This window comes from [Clostridium] scindens ATCC 35704 (assembly GCF_004295125.1).
Taxonomy (GTDB): Bacteria; Bacillota; Clostridia; order Lachnospirales; family Lachnospiraceae; genus Clostridium_AP; species Clostridium_AP scindens.
Genome location: NZ_CP036170.1, coordinates 2,432,945 through 2,455,987, shown reverse-complemented (window position 1 = coordinate 2,455,987; position 23,043 = coordinate 2,432,945). Strand labels below are relative to the sequence as shown.

Here is a 23,043-nt window from a genome sequence, read left to right as displayed (position 1 = left end):
TTTATTCTTCCTCTTTTGTCTTGATTCTTTCGAATACCATGTCATATCCGTCATTTCCGTAATTTAACGAACGATTTACACGACTTATGGTCGCTGTTGATGCACCTGTCTTCTCCGCAATCTCAAGGTATGTCTTATGTTCTCTCAGCATCTTTGCCACTTCAAATCTCTGGGACAATGACAACAATTCATTAATCGTACAGATATCCTCAAAAAAAGTATAGCATTCTTCTTTATCTTTCAGACTTAATATAGCACTAAACAGATAATCTACTGCCTCAGTCCTAATCTTTTTACTCATAATATTATCTCCTTTGTAACAAATTTCATTACTGTTACATTTTAACACACTAAATTTGTAAAGTCTATACCTTTTTATTCCGTTTTAAAGAAGCCTTCAATTTTTCCAGACTGGAATTAGCCACTAATTCTTCTGGAAAATCCGCTTTCTTTACCAATTCTGCGGCATACTGGCAATTAGCAATATCCACATCCACATGAGAATCGCTTCCAAGCACGATCATGGCTCCTTCTTCTTTGCATGCTTTTAACATCTTCAGGCAGTTCTCCTGGGTATTCACCCTGAAGCCAGTAGGACGGAGCGAGGAATTGTTAACTTCCAGCAGCGTATGCGTCCTTTTGGCGGCCTTCGCCAGTTCCTTGTAGTCTGCCGGGAATCTTCCATCATCCGGATGTCCGATAATATCTACATATTCATTTTCCATTACCTTCAAATATGCCTGCGTAATCTTCTCCGTGGTCTTCTCTCCCTCATAGCAGGGTGTATGCATGCTGGCAATGGCTATATCCATTTCCTTTAATAGAGTCTGCGGCAGGTCTACTTCTCCTTGCTCGTTCATAATATTCAACTCCGTGCCCATCAGCAGTTCGATGCCGTACATGGTTCTTGGAACCACTCTAAGGTTCTGAAAGTAGAAGATATGGCAAGTTCCAGGCATCTTTGGAGAATGTTCGGTGATAGCCAGTCCTTTAAGTCCTTTTTCGGCAGCCATGGCCGCCATCTCCCTGAGGGTATTATATGCATGGCCGCTGGCCAGCGTATGGGTATGCGTGTCAATTTCAATGTTCATAATAGGACCTTCTTTCTTCAATCTAAACACTCATGGAAATATTATACAGTATACCCTTCTCTTTTTCTACACAATCTAATGTTAATCTTTTTATATTTTTGCAAAGAACCGGAGGTAATATACTTATGAAAGATGAGAAAAACCAGAAAACTATTGATGATTATGACTACTTGTCCAATGCGGCTTCCAAGCAGGACTGTACCGGACTTATCCCTTCCGAGCCCATCTCCATCGAAGAACTTGAGTCATATGAGGATCTGTACCATTTCCTTCCTCCCAATGCCAAGGTAGCCAATATCAAGCCAGAAGAACAATCCAAATAATCCCGGCATATATTAATCAAAAACGGGGGATTAATTATGCCTTCCATGAATCTAGTTCCAATTACAGGAGTAATCCAGGACATCACAGCATTTGGCGATGACTGCTGCCAGCGGCAGGTCAGCATACGCAATTCTGATGGGATCAGCAACTTTATTGTCGGGCCGGATACGTACGTCATCAATGAAGTACGTCTGCGGCCCGGCATGAATGTGGCCGCCTTCTATGATGCCAACCTTCCCATACCACTCATATTTCCACCACAATACCAGGCAGTCTTTATCGGACGCCGCAATCCGTATGAGACCATGTATGCAGGCTACTTCGATGATAATCTAGAAGCCCTGGATGGGTCTCTTAAATTGAATTTGGAGCGTTACACGCCAGTCGTGACTTCCAATGGCCAGCCCTTCGAATGCTCTCTTGGAGGAAAACTGCTAATCGTATACTATTCCACGACAACCAGAAGTATTCCGCCGCAGACCACGCCTCGAAAAATCATCGTAATCTGCTAACCCATACGGATGGTAACAAATCCTTCTTTGCCGAATATACTATAGCATTAGAATTTTAAGGAGGATTATATGAAAAAGCGATTCATTGCTGTATCACTCGTCGTTGCCATGGCAATGACCTCTCTTCTTGCCTGCTCATCCAAAAATGACGCAGAAACCGCATCTTCAGATACGAAAGCAAAGAAAGAAGAGACAAAGAAGGAGCCAACAAAGGTCATCTTAAATGAAGTGGCCCACTCTATCTTCTATGCACCGATGTATGTAGCCATTGAGGCAGGATATTTTGCGGATGAGGGGATCGACCTGGATCTGGTTACAGGATTTGGCGCCGACAAGACCATGACCGCAGTCCTTTCAGGCAGCGCAGACATCGGCTTCATGGGATCTGAAGCATCCATCTACACCTACAACGAGGGCGCCAACGACTACGTCGTCAACTTCGCCCAGCTGACCCAGCGGGCCGGCAACTTCCTAGTAGCCCGGGAAGAGATGCCTGACTTCACCTGGGAAGATATCAAAGGTAAAAATGTGCTTGGCGGCCGCAAAGGCGGCATGCCTGAGATGGTATTTGAATACATCCTTAACCAGAACAATATCGACCCTGCAAAGGATGTAAATATCGACCAGAGTATCGACTTCGGCTCTACTGCTGCCGCATTCTCGGAAGGGCAGGCTGACTTTACGGTTGAATTCGAGCCAGGCGCCACCAACCTTGAAAAAGAAGGCAAAGGCTATGTTGTTGCCTCTCTCGGAACAGACAGCGGTTATGTGCCATACACTGCATTCTCCGCAAAGCAGAGTTATATTGACAAGAACCCCAAAGTCATCCAGGGATTTACCAATGCGCTGCAGAAAGGCATGGATTATGTCCAGTCCCACACGCCGGAAGATATTGCCGGCATTATAGCCCCTCAGTTCAAAGAGACCGATCTGGACACGATTACTATGATTGTGGAACGTTACTACGATCAGGATACCTGGAAAGACAATCTGGTATTTGAAGAAGACAGTTTCAACCTTCTGCAGGATATCCTGGAAGACGCCGGCGAACTGGATAAACGCGCGCCGTATAAAGACCTTGTGACAACAGATTTTGCTGATAAGGCTACAAAATAATAAGGCAGCCCATCTACCTGCTTCTCCTTCAGGCTGAGCATGCTATGCTTCAGCCTGAAGTTTTTTCTGTCAGACATCTGCTCATCTTCTTGCCGTCCTTGTGACTGCAAGGCCGCCCATCGCAGTTTCCCGAAGCGATGGCGGAAGTTGCCCTTGCTCTTTCCCGAGATTCTCTGCATATTCCTCTCTGCCTCTGACTGCTTTCCGCAAAAGCAGGGAGTTTCATAACTGCCTATATATCAATCTGCATAGTAGTGTTTATATGATATTACCTTTGAATACTCATACTTTTCCTTTCTCTATTATTCGGATCGCCTTCTAAAATACAACAGTAAAGATGGGTATCAACTAATCTTACATTGATACCCATCTTTACTTTGATTCTTCAATCATTCTTACCTCTTTCTCCTGTATACAGGGTGTGGTAATTTTTTACTGATCTTTCTTAACCTTCTCTTCTGGCATCCTACCCTCCGGCATATGACCTTCCCGTTACTGTTTCAATCTTTTAATCTCCATCTCACGGTACTCTGCTTTCCGATATCCGCCTTCCTCAAGTCCGCTAATCTGAATCAGCACTCATAGTTTAATTCTTTGGTGGTCTGTACCTCCCTTTCATAAACTATAATTTGAATCTGCATCTTCACACTTATAAACATTTTATTTTGAAACTATGATTTATCCTCTGATAAAATATCTTTTCAAAATCTTTTATAAATGATACAATGCTCTTCAAATCTTTGAAATAATAAACTGACTCCAAACGAATTAACTATAGAACTATTTGTTTTTGTCTCGTCTATTATTTGTTTATAATATTAGCATATTTACTCCTATTTGTCAATATACTTTTCAATTATTTTTATATTTCCTGTTACTCCATCATTTCACTTTCTATATTCAGTCTTCTCGGCTTCTGAATACTATTAGAGTTTTTTATGTTAAGGACTTTACTTTTTTACTTTTTCAGTGTTCGCAGAACGCGCAGCCGTCACCGCAGGTGGCGATCTCAGATAAAGGAATATTCACAAGTAACGCATTGATATCATTCGGTCAAACGCCTATAATATATAGTGAATATTTTATGGGAGGTTTATTATGTTTGAATATATGACCGTACAAGAAGCGTCAAAGAAATGGGAACTGTCCGAACGGCGGATTCAGAAGCTTTGTGCTGACAATAGAATTGACGGTGTGATACATCTTAGCCGGGTTTGGCTCATACCAAAGGGTGCGAAAAAGCCGATTGACGGCAGGACAAAACGAGGAAAGGAACTAAAACATGAATAAATTGCTACTATTGGAAGATGATATAAGTCTAATTGACGGATTAAGCTACTCCCTGAAAAAGAATGGTTTTGACATAGATGTTGTCCGTACTGTTGAAGAAGCAAAGCAACATTTAACTCAAATTGAAAAATACGATTTGCTCATTCTTGATGTTACATTGCCGGATGGAACTGGTTTTGAAATTTGCGAAAGAGTGCGGAAGCAGAATACACAGATACCGATTATATTTCTTACTGCTTCTGATGAAGAAGTAAATGTAATTCGGGGATTGGATTGCGGCGGGGATGATTACGTTACCAAACCTTTTAAACTGGGGGAATTATGTTCCCGCATCCGTGCCTTGCTGCGCCGGGCAGGAATATCAGCACAGGATAAAACAAATATATTGGAATGTGGGGATATTTTGATTGACTTGTTGGGAAGTCGTGTACTCTTGAATGGAAAAGTTTTAGACTTGACAAGTGCTGAATACCGCCTGCTCTGCTTATTAGTAAGAAACGCAAATAGAATTGTTTCCAGAGAAATTATTCTAAACGATTTATGGGACGACGCCGGAAATTTTGTTGATGATAATACATTGTCGGTCTATATACGTCGGCTCCGCGAAAAAGTTGAAGCTGACGCTTCCCACCCGCAGCATTTAATAACCGTAAGAGGATTTGGTTATCAATGGAAAGAGGTGGAGGTATGACTATTTTCCGTGACAAGCATTTAAAAGGTTATTTACTGTTTATTATTGTCTATTCCGCTTTGATGATAGGTGTAGTAATATGCTTCTGTCAAAGTCAAGTATCGGTAACAAAGTCAATGTATTTAGAACACGATACGGCTGTTGTATCTTCCCTCTTGGAACAAGGGGTTTCCGAAGAAATAATTGCAACTGCTATTTCAAATACAACCACCGATAAAGACGGAATTGAGTTGCTAAGTAAAATTGGAATTAGTGCTAATACACTTAGTAGTTTGCTTCCGTTTCTTTCGCAGTTTCAATCCCATACCTTTCGTATCTTGTTAACTGGTACTATGGTATTGATTTTTCTTTTGTGCGCGGGCACCTTGTTTTTTCTTTGGGTAAGAAACAGACTTTATTTGCAGGCTCAAAATATTGTGGGCTGTTATATTAACGGAGATTATTTCAACCATTTATCACAAAATAGTGAGGGAGAAATCTATCGGCTATTTTCTTCTGTTGAACAACTTGCGACCATGCTGCAATCAAAAACAGAAGCAGAATGCAAAACAAAGGAATTTTTGAAAAATACAATTTCCGACATTTCACATCAACTAAAAACCCCTTTAGCTGCCCTTACTATGTATCAGGAAATTATTGAATCCGAACCGGATAATGCAGAAACGGTAAAAGAATTTTCAAAGAAAATTGATACAGCATTAAAGCGTATAGAACAGCTCATTCAATCCATGCTAAAAATCACACGATTAGATACGGGAAATATCTCTTTTGAGAAAAAGCTATGTCGTGTGAGCGAAGTTATTAAAACTGCCCTCAACGAGCTTACAACAAGAGCCCAAAATGAAGATAAACAAATTGTAATAGAGGGAAATTTGGAACAATCCATTTGGTGTGATATGGATTGGACAAGTGAAGCTGTTGGAAATCTTGTTAAAAATGCTTTGGATCACACTATGGCGGGTGGGATTATCCGTATCTCATGGGAAAATACACCTAATATGCTGCGGCTTTGCATTTCTGATAATGGAAGTGGTATTGCCCCAGAAGATATACACCACATTTTTAAGCGTTTTTACCGCAGCAAACATTCTTTGGACACACAGGGAATTGGTTTAGGTTTACCGCTTGCAAAGTCTATTGTAGAGGGACAGGACGGACTGGTTTCTGTACAAAGCACTCTCCATGAGGGGACTACATTTACGCTTTCCTTTCTTACAAAACCGTAAGGTTAAATTCACCGGGTTGTAAGTTGACCTTGCTATCATAGGAAAAAAGGAGGTTATAGGCACTATGGAAATTTTAAGAGTAGAAAATTTATGTAAAACTTACGGCAAGGGAGAAGCAAAGGTAGACGCCTTAAAGGACGTGTCCTTTTCCCTTGCAAAAGGCGAATTTGCCGCTGTAGTTGGAGAATCCGGTTCTGGAAAAAGCACCTTATTGAACTGTATAGGCGCTTTGGACACACCAACATCTGGCTCTATCTCGATTGACGGACAAAACCTGTTTTCTATGAAAGAGGAAAAAAGAACCATTTTTAGACGTAGAAATATAGGCTTTATATTTCAATCATTTCAACTCGTTCCAGAACTCAATGTAGAACAAAATATTATCTTCCCTTTATTGTTAGATTATCGTAAACCCGACCCCGCAGAAGTTGAGGAAATTCTGGATTTACTTGGTCTTACAGAACGCCGCCACCATTTGCCGAGTCAGTTATCCGGCGGACAGCAGCAAAGAGTAGCCATTGGCAGAGCTTTGATTACAAAACCAAAACTGATTTTAGCTGATGAACCCACAGGAAACCTTGACAGCAAAAATAGCCAAGATGTTATGGATATGCTTATCAATGCTTCCAGACGCTTCCAACAAACAATTTTAATGATTACACACAATCATAACTTAACGGCTTCTGTTGACAGAGTATTTCGCGTAAGTGACGGTGTGCTTACAGATTTGGGAGGCACAACGAATGAAAAATTATCTTAAACTTGTTCCCATATCTGCAAAAGTTCATCACAAGCATAGTAAAATGACCCGTATCTGTATTACGCTTGCGGTATTTTTAGTTGCGGTTATGTTTGGTCTTGCTGATATGTACTTACAAGGGATTACTCAAAAGGAAATGCAGACAAGCGGAAACTGGCATTATCAGATTGCTTCAACTGATACAAAAACAGCAGTTTTTATTTCTGCCCGTCCAGAAGTAGAAGTTTCCGGCTGGCATAACACTATTTCTGCTGACACAGGGTATTCCATAAATGGAAAGAATATTTCTATCAGCGCACAGGATGAAAGTGTGTTTGAGAATATCTTTTTGAATAAGGTTGCAGAGGGCAAATATCCAAATAAGGAAAATGAGATTGCAGTTTCTTCTTCACTTAAAAAAAGCGCTTCTCTTTCATTAAATGAAACAATCAATTTGTTATGCCCGAATGGAAAAAGCATGAGTTTCTTGGTTGTCGGTTTTTTAGATGATGAGCAGGCAGCAAGGATGATGTCTGGAACGGAACAAATTGCTGCAATAACCGTAGAGGGACTTTCAAGCCTTACTGCTTTTTCAGATAGCTACGTTACAGAAAATTACATGATTCAGTTTTCGCGACTTAGCAATATACCAAACGTCATTAAGGATATAAAAGTACAAAATAATATATCTGACGAGCAAATAACAGAGAACTTATCTTTATTGAGCATACAGGGGCAAATTGCGGGAAAAACAAGTGTAAATCAAATTTATCAAGTTGCTCTTATGCTTTCCTTTATTGTTATGCTGACCTGTATTTTAATGATTTCAAGCAGTCTGAACAGCAATATCTCACAGCGAACAAAATTTTTCGGTATGCTTCGCTGCTTGGGTGCGACAAAAAAACAAATCATGCGCTTTGTCCGATATGAGGGTATCTATTGGTGCAAAGCGGCAATCCCCTTAGGACTTGTATCATCTGTTTTTGTTATTTGGATTTTATCTGCTGTAATGCGAATGATTAGTCCCAATTGGTTTTCTTATATGCCCCATTTTGGAATTAGTTAGATTAGTATAGTCGTTAGCACTATATTAGGGTTAGTTACGGTTTTATTGGCAGCGCGATCTCCTGCAAAAAGAGCCGCAAGAGTATCTCCGCTTACGGCTGTATCTGGAAATACAGGACATACTGTTTCTTTCCGAAAGGCGGCAAACACAAAAAAAATTAGGATTGAAACAGCATTGGGGGTTCATCATGCAAAAGCAAGAAAAAAGAATTATATTCTGATGACAGGAGCATTTGCTGTATGTATTACATTGTTTCTGACATTCAGTACCCTTGTGGGCTTTATGAAAAATGCCTTTACCCCGCCGGTGTGGACGCCGGATTTATCCATAGCAAGTGAAGCAAATACCTGTTGCCTTAATAAAGCCCTGTTAGAGGAAGTCGTTCAAAACAAAACCGTTAAACGGGCATACGGGCGTATGTTTGCTTATGATATTCCGGCAATAAGTAATGCAACGAGTTATAACACAAATGTGATTTCCTATGAAGAAAATCAATTTGAATGGGCTGCCGAGACTTTGGTTGACGGTTCCATAGATGCCGTTATGCAGCGGGAAAATCAAGTGCTATTTGTGCAAACCGAAAATACAGATATTCAAGTTGGCGATAACATTACTCTTTCTATCGACAACAAGGAGCATACCGTTACTGTTGCCGGGATTTTAGCAAATAGCCCATTAGCCCGTATAGACGGAACAGAAACTATTTTCTGTTCAGAAAAGACCTTTTCAGCATTAACGGGACAAAACAATTATACGATTATTGATGTTCAATTTCATAACAACGCTTCCGCAGAAGATGTAAAAGACATTGAAAATATTTTTTCTGACAGTGAAGTTATATTTGCTGACAAACTTGCTCAAGTGCAGCAGCAAAGAAATTTGTATCGTGCGTTTTCTGTACTTGTTTATGGTTTCCTCTCAATTATTGTTGCCATTACTATTTTCCACATTATGAATACAATCAGCATAGGAGTTGCTGCTAAAATGAAAGAGTACGGAGCAATGCGGGCAATCGGTATGAGTAACCGACAGCTTTCAAAAATGATTTATGCAGAAGCCGGAACGTATGCAATCAGAGGTATTCTTTTAGGCTGTATCATAGGAGTACCTATGCATTGGGTTATATTTGTGAGCTTAATTACAAATATATGGGGAACTGCATGGAGTGTTCCTTTTGTTCCTCTTGGATCGATAATTGCTATTGTTTTATTTGCGTCTTTCCTTGCAGTACGACGACCTGCAAAGCGACTACATGACATGTCTATTGTGGAAAACAGCGGACTCTGACCTATGTTCGATTGTTTAAGGATGATTTTACACAGGAAATGTTACTGCAGGATGAAGCCAGCCGGAAAGCAGAACTGACGCAGAAGCGGAAATCCGTTTACAAAAAGTTATCAGCACAATATGAGACGGAACAGGCAGAAATCCGGCAGTTTCCCGAAGCACTGGAACGGGAAATCACAGAAGAAACGGAAGAAAGCATATGACGATTAAGATTTATTTTACTTATGTAGGCAAGATTCGGATTCCGCTTCAAAAACCAAAACTGCCTGCAAGCACGGAAAAACCGGCGTGATTTCCACCACGCCGGTTCTACCGGGAAATTTCATTTATTTCCTTATGAGCCTCCGCCTAACTGTAGAAAGCCTTTTTCTTCTATGCCTCCAGTGTTCCCATCCGCTCCGTGACGTACTTGCGAATCTTTTCCCTGGGTATTTCAAGAGCCACAGCCAGTTCGCCATACAGGAACTGCTCTGCAATGCTCAGATATTTATCGTCTACATTTATTGATTTTTTCCCGGAAGAAAGACGGTCCATCTTGCGCAGATAGGATGTCTTGATAATCGCGATCCATTCCTTGCACTGATTCTTAAATACCGCTTCCTTATACAAGGCTTCCCGCTTTTTCTCATCAGTCACCCACAACACTTCAATATTCGGGATATCCTCTATCAAAGCCCGGGCTTCTTCGTAAGTAATCACTCCCCGTATCTGGTTTCTTTCGTTGGCAACTGGCATATACAATGTTCCACCGGCATCATATAATGGCCTCAGCGTATAGTATTCCTTCTTTCTGTCCGAACATCTCATGTCCAGTTTTCCGATATCAATTACTTCACAGACCCCTTCTTTATAATGAGTTACATAATCACCAATCTTAAACACATAATTCCCTCCTGTCTGGACCTACATCTATGAAGTTCTTTTTATACCGACATAATTCCTCTATACGCTATATTATATCATGTAAATTATTTTGATGTAAGAATATTTTTGTAAAAACTTTCTCCGTCACCTCCGTATGCCACCCCGAATACGTCTGCGATCGTCTGCGCGATATCGGCAAAACTGCTTCTGGTGCCAAGGTCGATTCCTTTCTTTAGATTCCTGCCGTAACACAGGCAGGGCGTATATTCCCTGCTGTGATCCGTACCTTTAAAGCCCGGGTCGCACCCATGGTCAGCCGTAATCATCAACAGATCCTCAGGCCCCATCTTCTCCATCAGCCGCCCGATCTGGAGATCCGCTTCGTTGAGCGCCGCTGCATACCCGTCGATATCATTCCTGTGCCCGTACATCATGTCAAAGTCGACCAGATTCACGAAGCACAGCCCTTCGAAATCTCTGTTCATCAATTCCAGGGTACGTTCCATATTCCGGGTATTCCCTTCATTGGGATAGGTCTCGGTTATCCCTTTCCCTGCAAAGATATCATAGATCTTTCCTACGCCGATGACCGCATACTCTGCCTCCCTAAGCGCATCCAGCACCGTCTGCCCTGGCGGTTCCAGGGAAAAATCATGACGGTTCACCGTCCTTGCATAATCCGGATATTCTCCAACAAAGGGCCTTGCGATCACGCGTCCTACGCCGTGCTCGCCTTTCAGTATGGCTCTTGCCTTCCTACAGTCCTCATATAATTCTTCCAGAGGGACTACATCTTCATGGGCCGCAATCTGGAATACGCTGTCCGCGGAAGTATAGACGATCAGCTTTCCGGTACGGACATGCTCCCTTCCATAATCCCGTATCACATCTGTCCCGGAGTATGGAAGATTGCACAGCGTTCCTCTTCCGGTGCTCGTTTCAAATTTCTCAATAATTTCATTCGGAAATCCATGGGGATAAGTAGGCATTGCTTTTTCTGACACGACGCCCGCGATCTCCCAGTGCCCTACCGTCGTATCCTTTCCTGCCGACTTCTCCTGCATACGGCCATAACATCCGGCCACCTCTTTCCCCGGATTGTAAAAAGATGTCCCCTGGATATGATAAATGCCTAAGGCTTCCAGGTTCGGCACATTCAGCTTGCCACTTCGGACACAGGTGCCAAATGTATCGCATCCGGCATCGTTAAACTTGCCCGCATCCGGCGCTTCGCCTACTCCAACGCTATCCAGTACAATCAGGAATACTCGTTTTCCCATAGAATCATGCTCCTTTTTACATACTTTTTTATACATGCCATTTTTATACATGCAACTTCTTATGCATCTCTTCCTTGAACTCCCGTCCCTTAAACAGGATAAGCGCAAGCAGGAATAAGAAGCTGAATCCCACGCACACCACCGCCGGGGCAGTAAACGTGATGACCCTTGTCAATAATAGTATGAACGGAAGAAGAATTCCATATCCCGCTGCCATGACATAATAAATCATATACTCCCGCGGCGAATGGGATTGAATCTTTGATATGATCATCATGGAGATCTGGATGATCATGCAGACGCCCGGCAACACATAATTTACCGACCATCCATGCCATCCGGTGCACAAGTCCCATAGGATGCACCCAATCGTCACCACAAGCAGCTGCCACATGGCGTTCTTAAGCAGGTTATGCCGCTTCAGATATCCCACAGCCAGGGCAAACCACATGCTAAGCGCCCCCGCCGCGACAAACGCTGCCCAGTATCTTTCAGGCGTAAATATGACATTTCCCATTATTCCTATGACAACTGCCGCGATGCAGCAGAATGAGAACACCTTAAAAAACTTCATTCCCTCATAATTCGGCCTCACTTCTTCCGGGAAATCCGGCTTTTCAATCTTGCTGGGAATCCCCAGTTCTTCCAAGATACGGTAAAAATTACGCTGAATATTGGAACTGTCATATCGGGACGTGAAGCCAAAGGAAAGCACGTCCTGAAACGAGCAGACGCACAATTCTACCTTCGGCGTGCTTGTAAAGACGCCGAAACGCTCAATATACGGCGTATATTCCTCCGGCATCCTAACCGTGCTCATATTAGAAAGGATTGCTGTCACTTCCTTTTCCGCCATTTTTGCTCCCACTTTTATACAGGGATTCTTAAGTTCAAGAGGCGCCCATCTAAGAATCCTATTCTTCTCAAAGGCGATTAATTCATTCATACCACGGGCAATCTGTTCTTTTTTTAGATTTTCATCAAAATATTCTTTTACTTCTTCCAATATCTCTGAAAATTCGTCACGGCCTTCGCCAAATTTGTGTAACGGCTCAATATATCCGAAGAAGTTCAACATGGAATCCGATGGAAATACCTTTCTCAGATTCACCGGCACCATCAATATTACCGGCCGCTTTTCCTGAAGCCTGGACATCTCCTCGTGGATCGCGCACAGATAGACTGCCGTAAGCAGTACCGTCATAGACACGCCCTTTTCCCGGGATACCGCAAGCACATCTTTTACCGATGCCGTGCCTTCGATTACGCGTAACTCATCATATTCTTTGCGCATCTTTTTTATCTGGTAAGCATGCGGCTTTTTCTTTTTGCTCCTTTTCATATCTGGATTGTAATATTTGCTGAAACTATCGTCTTCCTGATCGCGTATCGTAACCTTCTCATCCGTCAGTATAACATCTGCAAGGCCATCCTCCTGATGCGCGAGATGCAGGTAATTCTTTACCAATTCGCGCAGGAACTGGGTAGCCCCGGTTCCGTCCGTCAAGGCGTGGAACACTTCAAAATTAATCCGGTTGTGATAATAGGTCACCTCAAACAGAAGCGCCTTCTTGTCTCTTACATACAGGCAGCTGCAAGGCTCCTTGTACTCTTCTCTTATAACCGGCCTTAACTCGCTCTTTTCCAGGTAATGCCAGAACAGCCCCTTTCGCATGACAGACAGGAATACCGGATATCGTTTGACCGTCCGGTTTAATGCCTCCTGCAAAAGTTCTGGATCGATCTCTTCTTTCAATATGCAGTAGAACCGGAATACCCGGGTATCTTTCAGACTGCTTGTGGCGGAAAATAACTTCGCTGCATTATCCAGATTCCTCCAATATGCTCTTTTTTGCTGAAACACTGGCTAGTCCTCCCTTAAAAACTGATTGATAATCTCAAAACTTTCCTGGACATGGTAATACTTGATTCCAAGAGCAAAATACCCATGGAGCGCGTCCTTAATCCGGTGGATCTCCACTTCGTTCCCGGCATTGGCAAGCCGCCTGCCGTATGCTTCCCCTTCATCTCTGAGGGGATCATATTCTGCCGTAAGGATCAATGTCTTTGGCTGATTCGAAAAATCCCGCTCCCTTAGCGGCGCAAAATATTTATTTCTCTTATCTTCCTCGCAGGAAGCATACAGATTGATGTAATCCTGCATCTTTCCGGCTGTCAGAAGATAGTCGCTCCCATTCTCCCGCACAGAGCAAAAAGGCGTATTCTCCCCATAGTCGCAGTACGTAGCCGGATAGATCAAGATCTGTCGCTTTGGCAGGAACTCTCCCTTATCCCTTGCCATCAGCGACAGCGCTGCCGCAAGATTTCCTCCCGCGCTGTCTCCGATCAGCGTAATCCGTTCCGGATCCACCTCCAGTATGAAGCGATTCGTATACACGGCCTTGGCCACCGCATAGCAGTCATTTAAGCCTGTGGGAAACTTATATTCCGGGGCCAGCCGATAGCCCACGGATACCACGATATGGTTCGTGGCCTCCGCCATCCTGGCACAGATGCGCTCATAATTATCGATGCTCTCGGTCACCCATCCGCCGCCGTGGAAGAACAGCATGACTGGCAGGCCTTCCGTCTCCTTTTCCCTTGGCAGATAGATCCTCACCGGAATCTCATAGTCATCATTATATATCTTATAATCCATGGTACGGTAGAATATCTTCATAGGATCGATCGCTTTGAGATTCGCGAGATGCCGGGAAGCCTCTACCTCTATTCCGTCAAACGACAGTGCTTTAAGAACCATTCTCATTGATCTGTTAATTGCCATTATCTTCTCCATTCCTAATTGTATCAAGCAGGCAAAACTCGGAGACGCTAAATAGTCCCCTTGGCGTGATCCGCAGTTCCGGTATCACCGGGAGAGCCATGAAAGACAGGGTTATAAATGGCTCCATAGCTTCCGGAACGCCCATCTGATGTGCCTTCACCAGCATCTTCTTAAGCATGGCATTAACATTTTCATATCCTGCGTCGCTCATAAGCCCCATGATCGGAAGCGCCAGCGTCATAGACACCGCTCCATTCTCAACGATGGTATAGCCACCTTGGGTGCGTACCAGTTCATTGACCGCCAGTTCCATATCCTCATCATTATCTCCTACGACGATGATGTTGTGGGAATCATGGGAGACGCTGGAAGCGATGGCTCCGCCGTGAAGCCCGAACCCGGCCAGGATGCCGACTCCGGTTCTGCCGGTTCCCTTATGCCGCTTGATCACGGCAATCTTATTGAATTCTCCGTTTGCCTCGAACTCCTTCTCTCCCGGAACCCGGCATACAAGATCCTTCGTGGTGATCTGCCCTTCCTCCATCTGGATGACATGCGCACGCTTCCCTTGCAGCGGAAGTTTCAGGCATTCTTTTGAGAAGTTCTTCAGATGTATCGTGTGCTTCAATCCACTCGGGCATTCTCTTCTCTTATCCAGTTCATTCCTGCCTACTTTCCTCCCTTTAAAGAACACTTCGCTGACATTCATGCTGCATAGATCATCCAGCACCACGATGTCGGCCTGATATCCCGGCGCAATCGCCCCGATATGCCTAAGCCCATAGCATTTTGCCGCATTGACCGTGGCCATCTGGATTGCCTGTACGGCAGGGATGCCTAATTCCACGGCCTTCTTAACGTTATAATTAATATGCCCATCTTTTTGAATCTCCTCTATATGCTTGTCGTCCGTGCAGAAGCAGAAGCCTTCCGTACTGATTCCATGCTCTACGATTCCCTTCACGATTGCCTCCAGATTCCTGGCGGCGCTGCCTTCCCGGATTAAGATCTGCATGCCTAAGCGTCGTTCTTTCAGCGCATAATCAAAGTCCGTGCATTCATGATCTGTAGCGATTCCGGCCATTGCATACGCTGCCATATCCTCGTCGCCAAGCCCTGGCGCATGGCCATCCAATGTCCTCCCTTGGAATAGTTCCAGTTTCTCATGCATTCTGGCATCCCCGCTTACCACGGATACATAATCCATCACTTCCCCAAGGCCGAGTATCCGGGGATGATCAAGATAAGGCTTCATCTTATCGGCCGTAAATTCACATCCATTATCATCAAATTCCGTAGACGGCACGCAGGAAGGCATCATCACATACACATTCGCCTTGACATTCTCGGTCTGTTCCAGTATATAGTCAATTCCCGCCGCCCCTGAAACATTGGCAGATTCATGGGGATCCACAATATAGGTCGTGGTGCCGCACTGCACCGCCTGGCCGATCAGTTCGGAAGGCGTCACCAGCGTAGACTCCAGATGGAGATGGCTGTCGATGAATCCCGGACAGAGATATTTTCCCTCCATATCTCTTTCCTCAATTCCTTCAAATTGGCCCACGCCCACGACGATGCCCTCTGCTATAGCCACATCCCCTTTGATGACTTCTCCGGTAAATACATTGACCACATTTGCATTCTTAAGCACAAGTTCTGCCTTCGCATTCTTCTTTGCCGCCTCTGCGCACAGGCGGTATCTTTCCAGTTCCATAACTGCCCCTCCTTGACTATTCTAAGCACGCGCGTTGATGCTACCTGATATATCCTTCCTGGAATGCCTTTGCCTTATTATAGGCATACAGTTCCGCCATTGTTGCCTCCGCATATGGATTCACATAGAAGATCCCCACTATCCCGCAAGTGATCAGGGATAGGAAGTACCAGCCCAGAAAAGAAAGCGTAAGTTCAAATGCCTTCAGTTTTTCCCCATCCATCATCCGCTTGCTGATCGCAAAAGCCGATTTTCTATCCATTGCCGGATTCTCTGCCAGGATATAAGGCACCATAAGATACTCATAAATCTTGACAATTCCCGGAATTACTAAAAGCAGAGTCCATAGGGATATAAACAGGTCCCTCAGAAATATTGTCAGCACGATATTCCCATAATGTCCGGACTTGAATCCGTCAAATATGGTGGCCACATCCGGGGCTCCATTCTTATTCAATATAAAGAAACGCTTGCCGCCGACTTCCAGAAGGTTCCCTATAAATATCCGAAGCAGCGCGACAAGCAGAGCCACCAGCAATATGACGATGCCCATTGCCGCCCCGATCCTGGGGAAATATCTGGTATAGCTGTGACTGAAAAGATGATGGCCGCTGTTATAATAATTGGTGGCAGATATCGAATATCTCCGGTTTCCCCAGGAACTGCCTACGCTGAAGACCGCTGACACCACCGTCATAATAAAGGCTACGCCAACGCAAGGCCAGTAATTTCTCTGAAAAGCAAACTTTCCATTCCTCTTCAATTGTTCTCTAGTCCACATAATCTCATGCCCTCCCTAAATGTTACTCCTATTATACTCTAAGTCAGCATACATTGCCAGAACATATCAAAAAAGGACCAATCTGGCAGTTCCTGATAATAACGCGCTTTTTCAAGAGCCGCGTTCCTTGCCTCTATCATTTCTTATAGGGCGTTCCTTCCAAAGGCAATTGCGTCTGGAACTTGCCGTTCCATCTGTAATATGCCCCGGCTATGGCCGGCGCCGTCGGAATGGAGGTGATCTCTCCGATTCCGATTGCCCCGTATGCCTCCTCGATGCCCGGCTTCTCTACAATAATAGACTGTAACTCTGGGACCTTATCCGCTTTGAACAGCCCCAGGGTTCCGAATTTGGCCTTCGGCATTCCCTCTTCCAGAGGGAACTTCTCCGTCAGGGCGAATCCCATGCCCATGACCACGCCGCCTTCAATCTGGCCTTCCACGCTCAGCGGATTGACCGCCTTGCCAAGGGCATGGGCCGCCGCCATCTTCTTCACGGTTCCGTCCTCATTCAGCGCGCATAGCTGGGTGGCATATCCGTAAGCCACATGGGATACCGGGTTTGGCACGTCCGCCCCCATCTTATCCGTCTTTGCCAGATACTCTCCATAATATTCCTTTCCTTCCAGCCCACTCAGGCTATGCTCTTTTAGGTCCTCGCACAGTTTCAAGGCCGCCCGCCTGGCTGCCTCTCCAGTTACCAGTGTCTGCCTGGAGCCGGATGTGGTGCCGGAATCCGGAGCCATGGAAGTATTCGGCCTGCAATATTCGATCTCGTCAAGCGTAAGGCCTGTGGTTTCCGATAGCACCTGCACCAACACGCTGCCTAGTCCCTGCCCGATGCAGGAAGCGCCGGTATGAATCTGAACCTTCCCTCCCTTGACCAGCAGGCGGCATCGTCCCCAGTCCGGCAGTCCTACGCCCACGCCCGCATTCTTCATCGCACAGGCGATTCCGGCATAAGGCTCGCTGTCATAGATGTCTTTTACCGCTTCCAGAGTCTCCGCCACCGCTGTGGAAGCATCCGCAATCTGGCCATTTGGCAGCACCTGTCCCGGACGGATCGCATTGCGGTAGCGGATCTCCCATGGCGAGATGCCCACCAATTCCGCCAGCTGGTTCAGATTCATCTCCGACGCAAAGCAGGTCTGGGTCACGCCGAATCCACGAAATGCCCCTGCCGGAGGGTTATTGGTATAGACTGCCGTGCCGTCGATGTCTATGTTCTGGAAGTTATATGGTCCGGCCGCATGGGTACAGGCCCGCTGGAGCACCGGCCCGCCAAGGGATGCGTAAGCGCCAGTATCTGACACTACTTTTGCTTTCATCCCCACCAGGTATCCCTCTTCGTCACAGGCGGTAGTCACATCGATCCACATAGGATGACGCTTCGGATGAATCAGGATGCTCTCTTTCCTGGTCAGCTTCACCTTCACGATCCGCTTGGTCAGATAGGCGACCAGCGCCGCATGGTGCTGCACGGTCACGTCTTCCTTGCCGCCGAATCCGCCTCCCACCAGTTTATTTTCCACAATGATCTTTTCCTTGGGAAGGCCCAGCATCAAGGAGCACTCATGCTGCGTGTCATAGGTTCCCTGGTCTGTAGAGTAGATGAATACCCCGTCGTCAAAAGGCATTGCCACCGCTGTCTCCGGCTCCAGGAAGGCGTGTTCTGTCCAGGGGGTCTCATAATGATTGGTCACCTTATACTTTGCCCCGGCGATTGCCTGGCCTGCGTCTCCCCTTATCAGATGTTCATGGGCCAATATATTTCCGCTTTCATGAACCTTTGGAGCGCCTTCTTTAAGGGCCTCGAATGGGTCGAATACCCCATCCTGCACTTCATAGTCCACTTCCACCAGGCTCTTCGCCTCTTTCAGCACTTCCATGCTTTCCGCTGCCACCAGGCAGATGGCATCCCCCAGATAATGAGTCATTCCTCCTACCGGGATCAGGGCATCCCAATCCTGCTTCAGATGGCCCACCTTGATATCGCCGGGAATGTCATTGGCGGTAAATACGCCTACGACCCCTTGCAGTTCTCTGGCCTTCTCTGTATGAATCGCCAGCACCCGGGCCCTGGGATACTTGGATCTGACCGCGCTTGCGTAGATCATGCCATCCAGATAGACGTCATCCGGGTATTCCCCCGTCCCCAGCACCTTTTCTCGCGCGTCGATCCTCTGCATGGCCATTCCCACAGGAACCTTTCCCTGCTCTTCTTTCACCGGCAGACCTTCTCTTAAGATCCGGGCGCTTAAAAGAATCGCCTCAATGATCTTCTTATAGCCGGTGCACCGACAGACATTATTACGGATTGCCGCTATGACTTCCAGCCTGTCAGGAGTCGGGTTCGCATCCAGCAGAGCCTTGGCGCACATGACCATGCCCGGGATGCAGAACCCGCACTGTACGGCCCCTGCCTTGGCAAATGCATAGCCATATACGTCCTTTTCCCGCTGGCTTAATCCTTCCACCGTAAGAATCTTCTTCCCTTCCATCTTTGACACCATCGGAATACATGCCCTTGTGGCCTTCCCGTCCACAATCAACGTGCATGTGCCGCATGCGCCCTCGCTGCATCCGTCTTTTACCGATGTCAGGCGAAGGTCATCCCTTAAGTACCGGATAAGCTTCTTATCCGTCTCCGTCTCATAGATTTGTCCATTTATATGTAACCGATACATAGAACCCCTCCCTACTGGGTCATATCTTCTTTCCTGTCTATATCCCACAGTTCTCCCTCCGCCGTCTCCAATACCAGGATGTCTCCGGGATAATTTTTCATTACCTGGCGCCCTCCGGTATCTCCGGCAAGGCCAAGCAATTCCTTAAAGTATCTCTGATCCCAGACTACAGGATTCCCGGGCCTTCCCTTCCTTCCCGCGCACACGATCTTCCCTGGATTCTCCTGTGCCTTTCGCAGCAGACGGCTGATGGTATCGGCCTTAAGTCCCGGCTGGTCGCACACGGCAAACAGGACGCCTTTCAGATCCGTATTTTCCGCTATGGCTTCCTGAAGCCCCAGGATCAGGGAATGGGAAATGCCAAGTGCGGGCTGCCGATTCACAACCGCCTGCATGCCCAGCCTTTCGGCATCCTCAAGAATCTCAGGATAGCGGCTCACCACAATCCTATGGAGGGCCGGAAACGTGCTTAAGGCCTTCAGCATATGCTGATACATGGGCATGCCTCCCGTCTCCTCAAGCAACTTGTTGGCGCCATACCTGACACTGCTTCCGGCAGCCAGAAGGATGATGGCATACCTGCTGCCCCATTCATATTTCTGCCGCTCGTACCTCGTCACTGCCTCCAGCACGCCTCCGCCGATGCTCCTCGCCTTATCCGATATGGTCTCGCAATACTCCCGGCACTGGCGCGCGTCAATATCGCCGATCTTTAATCCCTTTGTCACTTTCACGCCCGGCTGCAGCATTCCCCGGACAATTCCCGTCATCTCGGCATATACCGCGGCGCGGCCTGTCTCTGCCACCTTCTGTCCTTTTTCCACCACATCGCCGATCATGGCGCAAGGCTCCATGATTCCGTCCGCCTGGGCCCTTATCAGCCGTTCGGACGCATATCCTCCGATCTCTCCTGGCACGCCCGTATCGGGGATAGCGCAACCTTTCGCGATCACCCGTCCAAGATCGTGCCCCCGCTTCGTCTCAATGACAAAGTGGCAGTCCTCTCCTGCGGTAAATCCCGGGCCGATTCCGATGACCAAAGGCGCATCCGTGATGCAGGTTCCTATGTTTCGCTTTGCCATCACCGCATCGATCACCACTTCCGGCCGATACGATTCCCGAATGCCGGCAGTCTCATCCACGATCACCGCTATCCTTCCTTCTTCCAGCACGGCCCCGGCTCCTTCCATATCCTGCACCAGGACTGCCCACGCATCTTCCACCTGGGCCTCTTCTTCATAGACCGCCCTGGAAAATGCAACAGATCTTCGCACAGTAAGAGGAACCGCTATCTCTGTCATCACTATCTTATAACCGCACGCATGCAGCCTCGCCGCAATTCCTGTGGCCAGATCCCCCGCGCCCTTTATCAAGATCTTCATTCTTCCGTCCCCTCCTGTCCACCTAATCTTGTCTGCCCGGATACCCGTAACTGTCCGGTCTCTTCTGACAGCCCCGTCGTCCTGTGTACCCTTCGAATGCCTTGCCGGAAAAGTTCCTCTCCGATTCCAGCCGCTGCCTCTTTTAACCTTTCATCGTCTGCCTGATTCAGAATCACCTGATAATCCATAGAAGAGGCAACGCCTTTTCTTCCGCCTTTTCTGCTTGCGGCTAATATCGCTATATCATGAGTGGTCAGGATATCCTGACCACTCTTTCCCAATATTTCCTCCACCTTATCAACTCTCAGGCAGGAATCTTCGATGGCTGCGCCGATTGCCTGCAGCCCATAGACCGACAGCACCAGGACCGTATCGGGGTGAAGTACCGGCTCGTAGTCCGCCGGCGCCTTGCAGGGACGCCCTTTCGCCCCATCTGCCTCAATTAGCACGCAGGCTCCCATCGCAATTGCCTCGTCAAGCAGTTTCTTCTGTTCCTGTTCCGTAAATGCTTTGATCTTCCCATTCCCGCAGGGATACCCCATCCAGACCTTTCCCTTATCCTTCAGGATCTGTCTCATGCGTTGCCCGGACGGCTTATCCAGAAAATAAGATGCTTTGATCTGCTGGATGTGGGTAGTGGTGGACACCACGACGGGAATGCCTCTCTTTTCATGCTCTTTCATAAGCCTGGCAATTACCGTCGTCTTTCCTCCTGCTCCCACGACCGAGAGAATCCCGGGCTCTTTCCTATTTAATCCTAGTGCTTCATACAGGCTGCCTTGCTTTTTCCAGCCGTCCTCTATATAACTTTCTATCCTCATGCTTCTGCCTTTACATGCGTTCCTTGATATGCTTCTTTAATCTCGCCATTTTCCGCCACCAGGGTTCCTCGCAGATAGACCTGCTCTGCCCTTCCTTTGACTTGCGTTCCTTCCATCGGGCAGAACCCGGATGCCGACTGCTGGTTTTCGGCGGCAAGGGTCCACGCAGTCTCTGGATTCCACACCACGATATCCGCGTCGCTTCCAGGCAGGATTGCCCCTTTCCTTGGATAAAGGTGGTACAGTTTCGCCGGATTCTCTGCCAGATAGCTGCACATCTGCTCCAAAGTAATCCTTCCTTCATTCACGCCGAAATGATAGATGAGCGCCGGCCGCTCTTGTGCTCCTGGCATGCCGCAGGGCGTTTTGGAGAAGTCTTCTGCCCCCATCTCCTTCTGCTGGGCGGTAAAACTGCAGTGATCTGTTCCAATCGTCTGTATCGTTCCCTCCTTCAGGGCATTCCACAGTACTTCCTGGTCTTCCTGATTCCTTAAAGGAGGCGCGATCATATATTTCCTGGCTTCCTGTCCTTCCAGCTCATATCTGCTTCTATCCAGCAGAAGGTACTGCGGACAGGTCTCCACATACACCGTCTGCCCTGCATCCCTTGCTCTTCGGATCTCTTCGTATCCTTCCTTGGAACTTAGATGCACGATGATGACCGGAGTATCCACGCATCTGGCAATCTTAAGCAGACGGCCGATTGCCTCGGCCTCAGCCAGAGCCGGCCTGGTGTCCGGATAATCCGCCACATTTTTCCTGGAGCCTTTGTTCCTTAGCGTCTCATCAAGCCTTGCCCCGATGATGCCATGGTTCTCGCAGTGCACGCCTGCGATCCCGCCCAGTTCCTTAAGCCTTAAGAGAACCTCATACATGCTTTTATCATCTACCATCATGGCATCGTATGTCATATATAGTTTGAACGAATGTATTCCGCCTGCTGCCACCGCTTCCAGTTCCTCGCAGATCTCATCCTTCCAGTCGGACAGGGCGAGATGGAACGCATAATCACAGCTGGCCTTGCAGGAGGCCTTTTCATGCCAATGCTGAAGGGCAAAGGAAAGGCTCTCCCCCTTATTCTGGGTGGCAAAGTCGATGATGCAGGTGGTGCCTCCTGCGATTTCTGCCTTGGTTCCTGTATCAAACCCGTCAGCAGTCACGGTTCCCGACACCTCCAGATCCATGTGGGTATGCGGGTCAATGAACCCGGGAAACAGTAGTTTCCCCGTCACGTCTACTATCTCTGCGTCTTTAAATTTCAGATCCTCGCCCATGGCAAGAATCTTCTCACCCTTCACCAGGACATCCATTTTTTTAAGTCCGTCACCGCTTACCACGGTGCCGCCGCGGAATAATCGTTTCATAGCATCTGCCTTCTTTCTATA

The 23,043-nt window shown here is 46.7% G+C and carries 22 protein-coding genes; 10 read left to right on the top strand and 12 right to left on the bottom strand.

All coding sequences use genetic code 11. The features are described from left to right. Window position 1: 1 nt before the first annotated feature. The gene (locus tag HDCHBGLK_RS12640) at window positions 2–301 is read right to left on the bottom strand and encodes a YerC/YecD family TrpR-related protein (RefSeq protein WP_004607703.1); all 300 of its coding nucleotides are present in this window, start codon (window positions 299–301) and stop codon (window positions 2–4) included. 64 nt (window positions 302–365) lie between these two features. Continuing rightward, window positions 366–1,091, bottom strand: a complete 726-nt coding sequence (locus tag HDCHBGLK_RS12635) for a phosphatase (RefSeq protein ID WP_009249253.1) — start codon at window positions 1,089–1,091, stop codon at window positions 366–368. Between the two features lie 125 nt (window positions 1,092–1,216). Between HDCHBGLK_RS12635 and HDCHBGLK_RS12630 the strand changes: the two genes are divergently transcribed. The 10 genes from HDCHBGLK_RS12630 (at window position 1,217) to HDCHBGLK_RS19455 (ending at window position 9,545) form a co-directional block, all read left to right on the top strand. Beyond that, window positions 1,217–1,414: a hypothetical protein gene (locus HDCHBGLK_RS12630; RefSeq protein WP_009249254.1), complete on the top strand. Its 198-nt coding sequence runs from the start codon at window positions 1,217–1,219 to the stop codon at window positions 1,412–1,414. Window positions 1,415–1,450: 36 nt separating this feature from the next. Next, the gene (locus tag HDCHBGLK_RS12625; protein ID WP_009249255.1) at window positions 1,451–1,927 is read left to right on the top strand and encodes a hypothetical protein; all 477 of its coding nucleotides are present in this window, start codon (window positions 1,451–1,453) and stop codon (window positions 1,925–1,927) included. A 69-nt stretch (window positions 1,928–1,996) separates the two neighbouring features. After that, window positions 1,997–3,043, top strand: a complete 1,047-nt coding sequence (locus HDCHBGLK_RS12620; RefSeq protein ID WP_004607707.1) for an ABC transporter substrate-binding protein — start codon at window positions 1,997–1,999, stop codon at window positions 3,041–3,043. Between the two features lie 1,098 nt (window positions 3,044–4,141). Continuing rightward, on the top strand, window positions 4,142–4,333 hold the full coding sequence (locus tag HDCHBGLK_RS12615) for a hypothetical protein (RefSeq protein ID WP_004607709.1): 192 nt from the start codon (window positions 4,142–4,144) through the stop codon (window positions 4,331–4,333). Beyond that, window positions 4,326–5,024 (top strand): response regulator transcription factor, encoded by a 699-nt coding sequence (locus HDCHBGLK_RS12610; protein ID WP_004607710.1) that lies wholly within the window; start codon window positions 4,326–4,328, stop codon window positions 5,022–5,024. Before HDCHBGLK_RS12615 ends, HDCHBGLK_RS12610 begins: the two co-directional genes overlap by 8 nt. After that, window positions 5,021–6,250: a sensor histidine kinase gene (locus tag HDCHBGLK_RS12605; protein ID WP_004607711.1), complete on the top strand. Its 1,230-nt coding sequence runs from the start codon at window positions 5,021–5,023 to the stop codon at window positions 6,248–6,250. The genes HDCHBGLK_RS12610 and HDCHBGLK_RS12605 overlap by 4 nt, the downstream gene beginning before the upstream one ends. Before the next feature lie 64 nt (window positions 6,251–6,314). Then, window positions 6,315–7,010, top strand: coding sequence for an ABC transporter ATP-binding protein (locus tag HDCHBGLK_RS12600; RefSeq protein ID WP_004607712.1), 696 nt, complete (start codon window positions 6,315–6,317; stop codon window positions 7,008–7,010). Further along, on the top strand, window positions 6,994–8,055 hold the full coding sequence (locus HDCHBGLK_RS19465; RefSeq protein WP_004607713.1) for an FtsX-like permease family protein: 1,062 nt from the start codon (window positions 6,994–6,996) through the stop codon (window positions 8,053–8,055). Before HDCHBGLK_RS12600 ends, HDCHBGLK_RS19465 begins: the two co-directional genes overlap by 17 nt. 45 nt (window positions 8,056–8,100) lie before the next feature. Further along, window positions 8,101–9,342 carry an ABC transporter permease gene (locus tag HDCHBGLK_RS19460; protein ID WP_004607714.1) on the top strand — a complete coding sequence of 414 codons (1,242 nt, stop codon included), beginning with the start codon at window positions 8,101–8,103 and terminating at the stop codon, window positions 9,340–9,342. A gap of 38 nt (window positions 9,343–9,380) precedes the next feature. Further along, complete coding sequence (locus HDCHBGLK_RS19455; protein ID WP_233440672.1) at window positions 9,381–9,545, top strand: hypothetical protein; 165 nt, start codon at window positions 9,381–9,383, stop codon at window positions 9,543–9,545. 169 nt (window positions 9,546–9,714) lie between these two features. Here HDCHBGLK_RS19455 and HDCHBGLK_RS12585 read toward each other — a convergent pair whose 3' ends face one another. From HDCHBGLK_RS12585 to hydA, 10 genes are all read right to left on the bottom strand, one after another. Further along, window positions 9,715–10,224, bottom strand: a complete 510-nt coding sequence (locus HDCHBGLK_RS12585) for a CarD family transcriptional regulator (protein WP_004607716.1) — start codon at window positions 10,222–10,224, stop codon at window positions 9,715–9,717. An 86-nt stretch (window positions 10,225–10,310) separates the two neighbouring features. Beyond that, the gene (locus HDCHBGLK_RS12580; protein ID WP_039909875.1) at window positions 10,311–11,486 is read right to left on the bottom strand and encodes a phosphopentomutase; all 1,176 of its coding nucleotides are present in this window, start codon (window positions 11,484–11,486) and stop codon (window positions 10,311–10,313) included. A gap of 43 nt (window positions 11,487–11,529) precedes the next feature. Continuing rightward, window positions 11,530–13,350 (bottom strand): DUF6320 domain-containing protein, encoded by a 1,821-nt coding sequence (locus tag HDCHBGLK_RS12575; RefSeq protein WP_004607718.1) that lies wholly within the window; start codon window positions 13,348–13,350, stop codon window positions 11,530–11,532. Between the two features lie 3 nt (window positions 13,351–13,353). Continuing rightward, window positions 13,354–14,271, bottom strand: a complete 918-nt coding sequence (locus tag HDCHBGLK_RS12570) for an alpha/beta hydrolase (RefSeq protein WP_009249703.1) — start codon at window positions 14,269–14,271, stop codon at window positions 13,354–13,356. Beyond that, window positions 14,261–15,988 (bottom strand): adenine deaminase, encoded by a 1,728-nt coding sequence (gene ade / locus HDCHBGLK_RS12565; RefSeq protein WP_004607720.1) that lies wholly within the window; start codon window positions 15,986–15,988, stop codon window positions 14,261–14,263. Before ade ends, HDCHBGLK_RS12570 begins: the two co-directional genes overlap by 11 nt. A gap of 40 nt (window positions 15,989–16,028) precedes the next feature. Next, the gene (locus HDCHBGLK_RS12560; protein WP_004607721.1) at window positions 16,029–16,769 is read right to left on the bottom strand and encodes a DUF975 family protein; all 741 of its coding nucleotides are present in this window, start codon (window positions 16,767–16,769) and stop codon (window positions 16,029–16,031) included. Window positions 16,770–16,905: 136 nt separating this feature from the next. Next, entirely contained in the window at window positions 16,906–19,455 is a 2,550-nt protein-coding gene (gene xdh / locus HDCHBGLK_RS12555) for a selenium-dependent xanthine dehydrogenase (protein ID WP_004607722.1), read from the bottom strand. An 11-nt stretch (window positions 19,456–19,466) separates the two neighbouring features. After that, window positions 19,467–20,837: a selenium-dependent molybdenum cofactor biosynthesis protein YqeB gene (gene yqeB, locus HDCHBGLK_RS12550; protein WP_004607723.1), complete on the bottom strand. Its 1,371-nt coding sequence runs from the start codon at window positions 20,835–20,837 to the stop codon at window positions 19,467–19,469. Beyond that, complete coding sequence (yqeC, locus tag HDCHBGLK_RS12545) at window positions 20,834–21,658, bottom strand: selenium cofactor biosynthesis protein YqeC (protein ID WP_004607724.1); 825 nt, start codon at window positions 21,656–21,658, stop codon at window positions 20,834–20,836. The genes yqeB and yqeC overlap by 4 nt, the downstream gene beginning before the upstream one ends. Continuing rightward, a complete protein-coding gene (gene hydA, locus HDCHBGLK_RS12540; protein WP_004607725.1) occupies window positions 21,655–23,022 on the bottom strand; it encodes a dihydropyrimidinase in 1,368 nt (455 codons plus the stop codon). Before hydA ends, yqeC begins: the two co-directional genes overlap by 4 nt. Window positions 23,023–23,043: the final 21 nt, after the last annotated feature.

Bases quoted from the DNA above. Each gene is read 5' to 3' on its own strand.
- yqeC (WP_004607724.1), bottom strand. From the start codon at position 21,658: ATGAGGATAGAAAGTTATATAGAGGACGGCTGGAAAAAGCAAGGCAGC.
- HDCHBGLK_RS12570 (WP_009249703.1), bottom strand. From the start codon at position 14,271: ATGGCAATTAACAGATCAATGAGAATGGTTCTTAAAGCACTGTCGTTT.
- HDCHBGLK_RS12605 (WP_004607711.1), top strand. From the start codon at position 5,021: ATGACTATTTTCCGTGACAAGCATTTAAAAGGTTATTTACTGTTTATT.
- yqeB (WP_004607723.1), bottom strand. From the start codon at position 20,837: ATGAAGATCTTGATAAAGGGCGCGGGGGATCTGGCCACAGGAATTGCG.
- HDCHBGLK_RS19455 (WP_233440672.1), top strand. From the start codon at position 9,381: ATGTTACTGCAGGATGAAGCCAGCCGGAAAGCAGAACTGACGCAGAAG.
- HDCHBGLK_RS12620 (WP_004607707.1), top strand. From the start codon at position 1,997: ATGAAAAAGCGATTCATTGCTGTATCACTCGTCGTTGCCATGGCAATG.
- xdh (WP_004607722.1), bottom strand. From the start codon at position 19,455: ATGTATCGGTTACATATAAATGGACAAATCTATGAGACGGAGACGGAT.
- HDCHBGLK_RS12635 (WP_009249253.1), bottom strand. From the start codon at position 1,091: ATGAACATTGAAATTGACACGCATACCCATACGCTGGCCAGCGGCCAT.
- HDCHBGLK_RS12615 (WP_004607709.1), top strand. From the start codon at position 4,142: ATGTTTGAATATATGACCGTACAAGAAGCGTCAAAGAAATGGGAACTG.
- HDCHBGLK_RS12600 (WP_004607712.1), top strand. From the start codon at position 6,315: ATGGAAATTTTAAGAGTAGAAAATTTATGTAAAACTTACGGCAAGGGA.
- HDCHBGLK_RS19465 (WP_004607713.1), top strand. From the start codon at position 6,994: ATGAAAAATTATCTTAAACTTGTTCCCATATCTGCAAAAGTTCATCAC.
- HDCHBGLK_RS12610 (WP_004607710.1), top strand. From the start codon at position 4,326: ATGAATAAATTGCTACTATTGGAAGATGATATAAGTCTAATTGACGGA.
- HDCHBGLK_RS12580 (WP_039909875.1), bottom strand. From the start codon at position 11,486: ATGGGAAAACGAGTATTCCTGATTGTACTGGATAGCGTTGGAGTAGGC.
- ade (WP_004607720.1), bottom strand. From the start codon at position 15,988: ATGGAACTGGAAAGATACCGCCTGTGCGCAGAGGCGGCAAAGAAGAAT.
- HDCHBGLK_RS12560 (WP_004607721.1), bottom strand. From the start codon at position 16,769: ATGTGGACTAGAGAACAATTGAAGAGGAATGGAAAGTTTGCTTTTCAG.
- HDCHBGLK_RS12640 (WP_004607703.1), bottom strand. From the start codon at position 301: ATGAGTAAAAAGATTAGGACTGAGGCAGTAGATTATCTGTTTAGTGCT.
- HDCHBGLK_RS12630 (WP_009249254.1), top strand. From the start codon at position 1,217: ATGAAAGATGAGAAAAACCAGAAAACTATTGATGATTATGACTACTTG.
- HDCHBGLK_RS12625 (WP_009249255.1), top strand. From the start codon at position 1,451: ATGCCTTCCATGAATCTAGTTCCAATTACAGGAGTAATCCAGGACATC.
- hydA (WP_004607725.1), bottom strand. From the start codon at position 23,022: ATGAAACGATTATTCCGCGGCGGCACCGTGGTAAGCGGTGACGGACTT.